The sequence below is a fragment of the Brevundimonas sp. genome (assembly GCF_030682035.1).
GTDB lineage: Bacteria > Pseudomonadota > Alphaproteobacteria > Caulobacterales > Caulobacteraceae > Brevundimonas.
Genome location: NZ_JAUXQZ010000037.1, coordinates 166,501 through 175,536 on the forward strand (window position 1 = coordinate 166,501; position 9,036 = coordinate 175,536).

The 9,036-nt window shown below is 65.4% G+C and carries 14 protein-coding genes and 1 tRNA gene; 14 read left to right on the forward strand and 1 reads right to left on the reverse strand.

The features are described from left to right. Positions 1 to 63 precede the first annotated feature (63 nt). Entirely contained in the window at positions 64 to 882 is an 819-nt protein-coding gene (locus Q8K49_RS10885; RefSeq protein ID WP_305306020.1) for a polysaccharide deacetylase family protein, read from the forward strand. Between the two features lie 63 nt (positions 883 to 945). Here the strand turns inward: Q8K49_RS10885 and Q8K49_RS10890 are convergent. Beyond that, positions 946 to 1,022 (reverse strand) — tRNA-Asp (locus Q8K49_RS10890). A 263-nt stretch (positions 1,023 to 1,285) separates the two neighbouring features. On the opposite strand from Q8K49_RS10890, the gene Q8K49_RS10895 reads away from it, so the two are divergent. The 13 genes from Q8K49_RS10895 to Q8K49_RS10955 form a co-directional block, all read left to right on the forward strand. Continuing rightward, on the forward strand, positions 1,286 to 1,663 hold the full coding sequence (locus tag Q8K49_RS10895) for an NADH-quinone oxidoreductase subunit A (protein WP_305306022.1): 378 nt from the start codon (positions 1,286 to 1,288) through the stop codon (positions 1,661 to 1,663). After that, entirely contained in the window at positions 1,633 to 2,304 is a 672-nt protein-coding gene (locus Q8K49_RS10900; RefSeq protein WP_370867771.1) for an NADH-quinone oxidoreductase subunit B family protein, read from the forward strand. Before Q8K49_RS10895 ends, Q8K49_RS10900 begins: the two co-directional genes overlap by 31 nt. 23 nt (positions 2,305 to 2,327) lie before the next feature. Beyond that, a complete protein-coding gene (locus Q8K49_RS10905; protein WP_370867773.1) occupies positions 2,328 to 2,942 on the forward strand; it encodes an NADH-quinone oxidoreductase subunit C in 615 nt (204 codons plus the stop codon). Then, complete coding sequence (locus tag Q8K49_RS10910; RefSeq protein WP_305306024.1) at positions 2,942 to 4,201, forward strand: NADH-quinone oxidoreductase subunit D; 1,260 nt, start codon at positions 2,942 to 2,944, stop codon at positions 4,199 to 4,201. The genes Q8K49_RS10905 and Q8K49_RS10910 overlap by 1 nt, the downstream gene beginning before the upstream one ends. Then, positions 4,201 to 4,572, forward strand: a complete 372-nt coding sequence (locus Q8K49_RS10915) for an SgcJ/EcaC family oxidoreductase (protein ID WP_305306025.1) — start codon at positions 4,201 to 4,203, stop codon at positions 4,570 to 4,572. Before Q8K49_RS10910 ends, Q8K49_RS10915 begins: the two co-directional genes overlap by 1 nt. Continuing rightward, the gene (locus Q8K49_RS10920; RefSeq protein WP_305306027.1) at positions 4,569 to 4,970 is read left to right on the forward strand and encodes a hypothetical protein; all 402 of its coding nucleotides are present in this window, start codon (positions 4,569 to 4,571) and stop codon (positions 4,968 to 4,970) included. Before Q8K49_RS10915 ends, Q8K49_RS10920 begins: the two co-directional genes overlap by 4 nt. Continuing rightward, on the forward strand, positions 4,967 to 5,155 hold the full coding sequence (locus Q8K49_RS10925; protein WP_305306029.1) for a hypothetical protein: 189 nt from the start codon (positions 4,967 to 4,969) through the stop codon (positions 5,153 to 5,155). The genes Q8K49_RS10920 and Q8K49_RS10925 overlap by 4 nt, the downstream gene beginning before the upstream one ends. Further along, positions 5,155 to 5,817: an NADH-quinone oxidoreductase subunit NuoE gene (gene nuoE / locus Q8K49_RS10930; RefSeq protein ID WP_305306031.1), complete on the forward strand. Its 663-nt coding sequence runs from the start codon at positions 5,155 to 5,157 to the stop codon at positions 5,815 to 5,817. The genes Q8K49_RS10925 and nuoE overlap by 1 nt, the downstream gene beginning before the upstream one ends. 214 nt (positions 5,818 to 6,031) lie before the next feature. Then, positions 6,032 to 6,298, forward strand: coding sequence for a hypothetical protein (locus tag Q8K49_RS10935; RefSeq protein ID WP_305306032.1), 267 nt, complete (start codon positions 6,032 to 6,034; stop codon positions 6,296 to 6,298). Continuing rightward, on the forward strand, positions 6,298 to 6,618 hold the full coding sequence (locus Q8K49_RS10940) for a hypothetical protein (RefSeq protein WP_305306034.1): 321 nt from the start codon (positions 6,298 to 6,300) through the stop codon (positions 6,616 to 6,618). The genes Q8K49_RS10935 and Q8K49_RS10940 overlap by 1 nt, the downstream gene beginning before the upstream one ends. Beyond that, the gene (gene nuoF, locus Q8K49_RS10945) at positions 6,618 to 7,949 is read left to right on the forward strand and encodes an NADH-quinone oxidoreductase subunit NuoF (RefSeq protein ID WP_305306036.1); all 1,332 of its coding nucleotides are present in this window, start codon (positions 6,618 to 6,620) and stop codon (positions 7,947 to 7,949) included. Before Q8K49_RS10940 ends, nuoF begins: the two co-directional genes overlap by 1 nt. 9 nt (positions 7,950 to 7,958) lie before the next feature. Next, positions 7,959 to 8,171, forward strand: a complete 213-nt coding sequence (locus Q8K49_RS10950) for a hypothetical protein (protein WP_305306037.1) — start codon at positions 7,959 to 7,961, stop codon at positions 8,169 to 8,171. A gap of 71 nt (positions 8,172 to 8,242) precedes the next feature. Then, the coding region (locus Q8K49_RS10955) for a 2Fe-2S iron-sulfur cluster-binding protein (RefSeq protein ID WP_305306039.1) at positions 8,243 to 9,036 on the forward strand (794 nt) is incomplete at its 3' end.

Below are 9,036 nucleotides of genomic sequence, written 5' to 3' on the forward strand. Positions count from 1 at the left end.
CGCGCGCTCGCCGGGTCGCGCCAGGGCGCTAGCGTGCGGGTCTGAAACCTCGGGGGAGGGTGTGTGCGTCTGTTCCTGATCGCCCTGACGGCCGCCTTCGCCGTCTGGCTGCCCCGGGCGCCTGCCGAGGGCAGCGAGGCGCCCCATATCGCGGTAGCGACTGTGCAGGCGGGTCAGGCGATCCTGGCGATGCCGCCGGGGCGCTATGGCTCGATCCAGCATGTCCGGACGCCGCTGCCGCCCAAGGCGATCGCCCTGACCTTCGATGACGGCCCCAGCCCGATCTACAACAGCCGGGTGCTGGACATCCTCGATGAGCGCGGCATCAAGGCGACCTTCTTCTTCGTCGGCCAGTATGTGCGGGCGCATCCCGAACAGGTGCGCGAGGTCGTGCGCCGGGGTCACAATGTCGCCAGCCACAGCTGGTCGCACCCGACCTATCTCCGCTACTGGGCGCGCGAAGCCCAGGTCAGCGAAGTGCGCAAGAGCTACGCCGCCCTCGAGGCCGCCCTGGCCGACGCCACGCCCGAGGAACGCGCCCGGATCGAGCCGATGTTCCGCTTTCCGGGTCTGGGCGAGGGGGCGTATATGGCGGACTGGCTGAACCAGCGCGGGATCATCGTCGTCTCGGCCGAGGCCGGCACCGACGACTGGCGCGGCTATTCCTCCGAATCGATCACGCGGGTCACCCTGAACGCGATGGAGAGCAACCGGGGCGGGGTGCTGATCCTGCACGAAACCCGGCCGCAGATGATCCGGGCCCTGCCCGACCTGCTGGACGAACTGACCGCGCGCGGCTTCAGCTTCGTGCAGATCACGGCGGGGCCGGACGGGCGCGAACAGGCGTTGGCGGCCGAGGATGCGGTGCTGACGCTGCGGTGACGGGGAGACCGGTTCGCACCGGCGGGGGGCCGCGCCATTCCCTGATTTCGAGATCAAAGGGAATGGCGCGAGTGACGGGACTCGAACCCGCGACCTCCGGCGTGACAGGCCGGCACTCTAACCAACTGAGCTACACCCGCGTATTCCCGACGCGGAGCAGTGCTTCGCGGCGAGGGGCGTCGTTTAGGCGGGGGGGGCTCGCACTGTCAAGCGACGAGCGACGGCCCGGGACAGTTTTTCGGCCGCGTCGGAGGCCTGTGAAGGCCGGCGTCGAAGGGGCCGCAAAGCTGCGAAACGTTCGCAAGAAAAACCTTTCGTCACATGGGTTTGAACGGGCGCGGTTCCAAGGCTAGAAAGCGCCGAATCCGCCCCTCCCTTTGACGGCGGACAAGGTCCCTTCCGGATGAACGCATTCCTGCTCGAATATCTGCCGATCGTGATCTTTCTCGGGATCGCGGCGGCGCTCGGCGTCGGCTTCATGCTGGCGGCCTGGGTGCTGGCCCCGAAGAACCCGGACTCGGAGAAGCTGTCGGCCTATGAGTGCGGCTTCAACGCGTTCGACGACGCGCGCATGAAGTTCGACGTCCGCTTCTATCTGGTGTCGATCCTGTTCATCATCTTCGATCTGGAGGTGGCTTTCCTGTTCCCCTGGGCGGTGTCGATGTTCGACCTGTCGCGCTCGGGCATGGTGTTCGCCTTCTGGTCGATGATGGTCTTCCTCGGGGTGCTGACTGTCGGCTTCATCTACGAATGGAAGAAGGGCGCGCTCGAATGGGAGTGACGACCAACAACACGCCGCTGATCGGCGTCGGCAACCAGGGCGCATCGCCGGTGGGGCCGGCGTCCTCGCGTCTGGCCACGCCGATGAGCACCACCATGTTCAACACCGGCGCCCGGTCGTCGGTCGAGGGCTACGACCCGGCCATCCACGACAAATTCTTCGAAGCCGTGAACGCCGAGCTGGGCGAGCGCGGCTTCATCACCACTTCGCTGGACGACGTCATCAACTGGGCCCGCACCGGCTCGCTGATGTGGATGACGTTCGGGCTCGCCTGCTGCGCCGTCGAGATGATGCAGGCGTCGATGCCGCGCTTCGACATGGAGCGGTTCGGCATGGCCCCGCGCGCCAGCCCGCGCCAGTCGGATCTGATGATCGTGGCCGGCACCCTGACCAACAAGATGGCTCCGGCCCTGCGCAAGGTCTACGACCAGATGCCGGACCCGCGCTATGTGCTGTCCATGGGCAGCTGCGCCAATGGCGGCGGATATTACCACTACAGTTACAGCGTCGTTCGCGGTTGCGATCGCGTTGTGCCGGTGGATGTCTATGTGCCGGGTTGCCCGCCCACCGCGGAGGCGCTGCTGTACGGCCTGTTGCAGCTGCAGAAGAAGATCCGCCGCACCGGGACGATCGACCGATGAACGCGCTCGCACGCATCGCGGAGCTGGAAACCGCGCTGACGCCGCTGGGCGCCGAGATGGTGGGCGCGCTGGGCGTCGAGGCCCAGGTGGCGTTCGGCGAGCTGACGCTGATTACGGATCGCGCGAGCATCCTCGAGGTGCTGACGGCGCTGAAGGACCGGTTCGGGTTCCAGCAGCTGCTGGACCTCTGCGGCGTCGACTTTCCGGACCGTGAGGAGCGGTTCGAGGTCGTCTATCACCTGCTGTCCATGACGCGGAACACGCGCGTGCGGGTCAAACTGACCACCGACGAGGTCCAGCCGGTGCCCAGCGCCGTGGGCGTCTTCCCGTGCGCCGACTGGTTCGAGCGCGAGGCGTTCGACATGTACGGCATGCTGTTCGAGGGGCATCCGGACCTGCGCCGGTTGCTGACCGACTATGGCTTCCAGGGGCATCCGCTGCGCAAGGACTTCCCCATGACCGGCTATGTCGAAGTGCGTTACGACGAGGAGCAGAAGCGGGTGGTCTATGAACCCGTCAAACTGACCCAGGAGTTCCGGAATTTTGATTTCCTGTCTCCGTGGGAAGGCGCGGAATATTCGCTCGACATCCTGCCGGGCGACGAGAAGGCGCAAGGACTGGCGGGGAGCAAGGCCTGATGGCTGACGGTCACAACACCCCCCTGCCGATCGGCGCCACCGACATCTTCGATGATGGCCTGACCGACCACGCCCGCGCGCTGGACGACCGGAAGTTCACGATCAATTTCGGCCCGCAACATCCGGCCGCCCACGGCGTGCTGCGTCTGGTGCTGGAGCTGGACGGCGAGCTGGTGACGCGCGTCGATCCTCACATCGGCCTGCTGCACCGCGGCACCGAAAAGCTGATGGAGGCGCGGACCTATCTGCAGAACGTGCCCTATCTGGATCGCCTCGACTATGTCGCGCCGATGAACCAGGAGCACGCCTTCTGCCTGGCCATCGAAAAACTGCTGGGCGTCGACGTGCCCTACCGGGCCCAGCTGATCCGGGTGCTGTATTCCGAGATCGGCCGCATCCTCTCGCACCTGCTGAACGTGACCACCCAGGCCATGGACGTCGGCGCCCTGACGCCGCCGCTGTGGGGCTTTGAGGAACGCGAGAAGCTGATGGTGTTCTACGAGCGGGCCTCGGGCGCCCGTCTGCACGCCAACTATTTCCGGCCCGGCGGCGTCCATCAGGACCTGCCCAATGAGCTGGTCGACGACATCGGCCGCTGGTGCCGCGAATTCCCCGCGGCCCTGTCCGACATTGAATCCCTTGTCACCGAGAACCGCATCTTCAAACAGCGCAACGTCGACATCGGCGTGGTGTCGAAACAGCAGGCGCTGGACTGGGGCTTCACCGGGGTGATGCTGCGCGGCTCGGACATTCCGTGGGATCTGCGCAAGTCGCAGCCCTACGAATGCTATGCCGATCTGGAGTTCGATATTCCGGTCGGCAAGAACGGCGACTGCTGGGACCGCTACCTGTGCCGCATCGAGGAGATGAAACAGTCGGTGCGGATCATGGAGCAGTGCATCCACCTGCTGCGAAACTGCCCCGGCGAGCCGGTGATGACCGAGAACAACAAGATCGTCCCGCCGCGCCGCGGTGAAATGAAGCGGTCGATGGAAGCCCTGATCCACCACTTCAAACTCTACACCGAAGGCTTCCGCACGCCCGAGGGCGAGGTCTATGCCTCGGTCGAGGCGCCCAAGGGCGAGTTCGGCATCTATCTGGTCAGCGACGGCACCAACAAACCGTACCGGGTCAAGATTTCGGCCCCGGGTTTCCGCTCCTTGCAGGCCATGGACTGGATGAACCGCGGGCATATGCTGGCCGACGTCTCGGCCATCCTGGGGTCGCTGGATATCGTGTTCGGGGAAGTGGACCGGTGATGTTCGACTGCGATCCCGCCGCCGTCATTGACCAGCAGCTCGCCGCTTGGCGCGCGCGCGACGCGGAGGCGTTCGCGTCCCACTATGCCGCCGATGCGGTGATGACGGACCATCCGGGCGTGGTGACGTTCAGCGGCCGCGAAGCCATTCAGGCCCGCTATGCCCGGGCCTTCGCTGCGAGGGGCCCGGCACAGGTGGTCATCGAGACCCGGATAGTCTCCGGCGATTACGTCATCGACGATGAGACGGTTTCGTGGGCGCAGGGCGGAGGACGCGGCGTCGTCATCTATCGCGTGCAGAACTGCCTGATCACCCGCGCGGACTATCTGCCGTTCCAGACGGCTCCAGCTGCGCCGGAGCCCGCCCAATGAGCGCCTTCGCCGTCGATCCGATCTTCACCCAGATGCAGGGCGTCGCCTTCGCCGGCCTGCTGACGTTCGCCATCATGTTGCAGACGGCGTTCTCCCCGAAACGCCGCGCCATCATGGGCCGGATGAAATTCGTCCTGGCCAGCGCCGTCGTCGCGGCGCCGGGTCTGGCGGGGGTGACGTTCGTGCGCGGCGCCTACCGGCTCGGCTATCTGGAAGAGGGCCGGGGTTTCTGGGAGGCCAATCTGCGCTCGTTCGTGTGGATGAGCGGCGCCATCTTCGCCGGGCAGATGGCCGTGCGTTTCCTGCCGCCGATGTCGTGGCTGTCGCGTGATCTGAACAATGCCGGCCGCGCGGTGTGGAGCGAGCGGCTTGGCCGGTGGATGGGGAGGGCGCGATGAGCGACAAGGCGTTGAGCGCCGCCCTTTCGCAGGGCTGGGAATTGCACAGCTATTCCTCGAGCAGCCCGCATGGAGAGCCGCTTCATCACAGTTTCCTGCTGCGTCGCTCAGGCCAGTGGAAGGTGCTGACCGTGCGCAAGAAATACATGGGAAGCGGTGTGGTCACTACCGAGATGGAAGTCTGATGAGCGTTCGTCGTCTCGCCAAGGTACAGCCGGCCTCGTTCGCCTTCTCGAAGGCGACGAAGGCCAAGGCCGACTGGTGGATTGCCAAATACCCGGCCGACCGTCGCCAGTCGGCGGTGATCCCGATCCTGTGGCTGGTGCAGAAGCAGGAGGGCTGGTGCCCTGAGCCGGGTTTGCGAGCCATCGCGGACCTGCTGGGCATGCCCTACATCCGGGTGCTGGAGGTCGCGACCTTCTACACCATGTTCATGCTCGAGCCGGTCGGTTCGGCCGCCCTGATCCAGGTCTGCGGCACCACGCCGTGCATGCTGCGCGGCGCCGGTGATCTGATGGAGGTCTGCAAGAAGAAGATCGGCCCCAAGGACGTGCTGAGCGCCGACGGCCGCTTCACCTGGCAGGAGGTCGAATGCCTCGGCGCCTGCGCCAATGCGCCGATGGCCCAGATCAACGACTATTATTTCGAGGACCTGACCGCCGAAACCATGGCGCAGGTCATCGACGACTTCGCCGCCGGCAAGCAGCCCAAGCCGGGGTCGCGGGTCGGGCGTGTGAGTTCGGAGCCGGAAGGCGGGGCGCTGACCCTGACCGACCCCAAACTCTATGACGGCTCGGCGGCCAGGAAGATCAAGAAACTGCCGAACAGCGAACCGGTGACGGCATGACGGTGGTGACTTCAACAGCTTCCGGAGTGACCATGCTCAAAGAGCTCTCCCCCTCGATGGGGGAGGGTTGGATGGGGGTGCGCGCGCCGTCGTCGCGCCAGGAGGCGCAGTTGGCGCGGTGCCTTTCGCGCCAGTTCCTGAAGCACCGAGCATTCACCCCCATCCCCGACCCTTCCCCCCTCGAGGGGGAAGGGAGTTTCAAGGGCAGCCTGCAATGAGTGGCCCCGACCTGTCCAACGACGAAGCCGTCGCCGCCTACCGTGCCGAGCTGCGGATGGTCGGGCGCAGCCAGCGTCTGGCCGGTTTCGCCCTCGTCGTGGGCGGGGCCATTGCCGTCTGGGCCGCCGGTTATGCCGGAGCCGTCGGGCCGACCGTGCAGTGGGGCGGCTATGCGGCGCTGGCGCTCGGCTGGGCCTTGATGCTGGCCGCCATCTTCCTGCGCACCCGCTATCACCGCCAGCGCATGCGGGAGGAAGGGTGATGGTCGAGGGAATAGACCTCAAGGAGTTCGTGGAACGGCAGCGGTCCTTGCCGGAACCCACCCGTTCTGAAGAAGCGATCAAGTTCGGCGCTTGGAATCGCGAGGCGATCATGCAGGGCCGAGGCCCGATTACTGCCGCCCTCCTGATCTGGTTTGCTGCGGTTCTCGTCGGCATCCTTGCGCTGGGTGACGATGCTCCGCTTTCCTTAGGTTGGCTTTTCGTCGCTGCCGCGGGCGTCCTTGCTGGATTGCCTCTCTTTGTGTTGGGCACCCGCCGCGAAAAGCGGTGGCGCCGTACTAATCCTTTCAAGGCTCACTGATGGTCGGCATCCTCGAAGACAAGGATCGCATCTTCACCAACCTGTACGGCTTCCATGACTGGACGCTGGAGGGGGCGAAGACGCGTGGCGCGTGGAACGCGACCAGGGACATGCTCGACCTCGGGCGCGACTGGATCATCACCAACGTCAAGAACTCCGGCCTGCGCGGCCGCGGCGGCGCCGGCTTCGGCACGGGTCTGAAATGGTCCTTCATGCCGAAAGAGGTGAAGGACCGTCCTCACTATCTGGTCGTCAACGCCGATGAATCCGAGCCGGGCACCTGCAAGGACCGGGAGATCATGCGCCATGATCCCCACCTGCTGATCGAGGGCTGTCTGATCGCCTCCTTCGCGATGCAGGCCAAGGCCTGTTACATCTATCTGCGCGGCGAATATGTGCTGGAGCGCGAGCGCATGGAGGCCGCGGTCAAACAGGCCTATGAGGCCAAACTCATCGGCAAGAACAACGTCCACGGCTGGGATTTCGACGTCTACATCCACCACGGCGCCGGGGCCTACATCTGCGGCGAGGAGACGGCCCTGCTGGAAAGCCTGGAGGGCAAGAAGGGCCAGCCGCGCCTCAAGCCGCCGTTCCCGGCCGGCGCCGGCCTCTACGGCTGCCCGACCACGGTCAACAACGTCGAGTCGATCGCGGTGGTGGGCACCATCCTGCGCCGCGGGGCCGAATGGTTCGCGGGCTTCGGCCGGCCGAACAACACCGGCACCAAGATCATGTCGATCAGCGGCCACGTGAACCGGCCGTGCAACGTCGAAGAGGTCATGTCGATCCCGCTGCGTCAGCTGCTGGAAGAGCATTGCGGCGGCGTGCGCGGCGGCTGGGACAATCTGAAGGCCATCATCCCCGGCGGCTCCTCGGTGCCGCTGATCACGCGCGAGATGTCCGAAGTCGCCCTGATGGATTTCGACAGCCTGCGCGAAATGCGCTCGGGCCTCGGCACCGCGGCGGTGATCGTCATGGACCAGTCGACCGATCTGGTCCGCGCCATCGCCCGCATCAGCTATTTCTACAAGCATGAGAGCTGCGGCCAGTGCACGCCATGCCGCGAGGGCACCGGCTGGATGTGGCGGGTGCTGACCCGCATGGCCGAGGGCCGCGCCCACAAGCGCGAGATCGACATGCTGCTGGAAGTAACCAAGCAGGTCGAGGGTCACACCATCTGCGCGCTCGGTGACGCCGCGGCGTGGCCGATCCAGGGCCTGATCGCGCATTTCCGTCACGAGATCGAGGAACGCATCGACCGGTATTCGCACAAGGCGGATGCCGACGACGCCGGCATTCGCGATCCCGCCCACATGGTCGCGGCTGAGTAGGGGGGAGCGATGGCAGACGAACCGGATAACATCTTTCTTTCGATCCTGCGCAAGATTGATCAGCGCACCGAGCGAATGGCGGAGGATCTTCATGACCTGAAGGTGCGTGTCACGCCCGTCGATGAAGGACGGGCCGGAGTCAACCGCAGACTGGATCGTCTGGAACACCGCGTCGTCGAACGGATCGAGAAGCGTCTCGAACTGTCGGACGCAACGCATTGAGAGACGATGGGCAACCATGAAGACCGCCGGCGTCACGATATCCGACCGGCAGCTGTGAAAGACTTGAGGCAATGACCATACTCATCGTCGATGGCAAAGAAATCGATGTCCCCGCGGACTTCACGCTGCTGCAGGCCTGTGAAATGGCGGGCGCGGAAATTCCGCGCTTTTGCTACCACGAGCGGCTGTCGATCGCCGGCAATTGCCGGATGTGCCTGGTCGAGGTGAAGGGCGGCCCGAAGCCGGTGGCAAGCTGCGCCTGGGCGGTTCGCGATTGCCGTCCGGGTCCCAAGGGTGAGCCGCCCGAAATCTCGACCCGGTCGCCGATGGTGAGGAAGGCGCGCGAAGGCGTGATGGAGTTCCTGCTGATCAACCATCCGCTGGACTGCCCGATCTGCGATCAGGGCGGCGAGTGCGACCTGCAGGATCAGGCGATGGGCTACGGCGTCGACACCAGCCGCTTTGCTGAAAACAAGCGCGCGGTCGAGGACAAGTATCTCGGCGCACTGGTCAAGACCTCGATGAACCGCTGCATCCAGTGCACGCGCTGCGTCCGCTTCGCCGCCGAAGTCTGCGGCGTGCCGGAAATGGGCGCGACCGGCCGCGGTGAGGACATGGAGATCACCACCTATCTGGAGTCGGCGCTGACCTCGGAGCTGCAGGGCAATCTGGTGGATATCTGCCCGGTCGGCGCGCTGACCTCGAAACCCTATGCCTTCGCGGCCCGGCCCTGGGAGCTCGGCAAGACGCAGTCGATCGATGTGATGGACGGCGTCGGCTCGGCGATCCGGGTCGATACCCGCGGCCGCGAGGTGATGCGGATCCTGCCGCGCGTCAACGAGGCGGTGAACGAGGAGTGGATTTC

Bases quoted from the DNA above. Each gene is read 5' to 3' on its own strand.
- Q8K49_RS10895 (WP_305306022.1), top strand. From the start codon at position 1,286: ATGAACGCATTCCTGCTCGAATATCTGCCGATCGTGATCTTTCTCGGG.
- Q8K49_RS10900 (WP_370867771.1), top strand. From the start codon at position 1,633: ATGGAAGAAGGGCGCGCTCGAATGGGAGTGACGACCAACAACACGCCG.
- Q8K49_RS10910 (WP_305306024.1), top strand. From the start codon at position 2,942: ATGGCTGACGGTCACAACACCCCCCTGCCGATCGGCGCCACCGACATC.
- Q8K49_RS10915 (WP_305306025.1), top strand. From the start codon at position 4,201: ATGTTCGACTGCGATCCCGCCGCCGTCATTGACCAGCAGCTCGCCGCT.
- Q8K49_RS10920 (WP_305306027.1), top strand. From the start codon at position 4,569: ATGAGCGCCTTCGCCGTCGATCCGATCTTCACCCAGATGCAGGGCGTC.
- Q8K49_RS10925 (WP_305306029.1), top strand. From the start codon at position 4,967: ATGAGCGACAAGGCGTTGAGCGCCGCCCTTTCGCAGGGCTGGGAATTG.
- nuoE (WP_305306031.1), top strand. From the start codon at position 5,155: ATGAGCGTTCGTCGTCTCGCCAAGGTACAGCCGGCCTCGTTCGCCTTC.
- Q8K49_RS10935 (WP_305306032.1), top strand. From the start codon at position 6,032: ATGAGTGGCCCCGACCTGTCCAACGACGAAGCCGTCGCCGCCTACCGT.
- Q8K49_RS10940 (WP_305306034.1), top strand. From the start codon at position 6,298: ATGGTCGAGGGAATAGACCTCAAGGAGTTCGTGGAACGGCAGCGGTCC.
- nuoF (WP_305306036.1), top strand. From the start codon at position 6,618: ATGGTCGGCATCCTCGAAGACAAGGATCGCATCTTCACCAACCTGTAC.
- Q8K49_RS10950 (WP_305306037.1), top strand. From the start codon at position 7,959: ATGGCAGACGAACCGGATAACATCTTTCTTTCGATCCTGCGCAAGATT.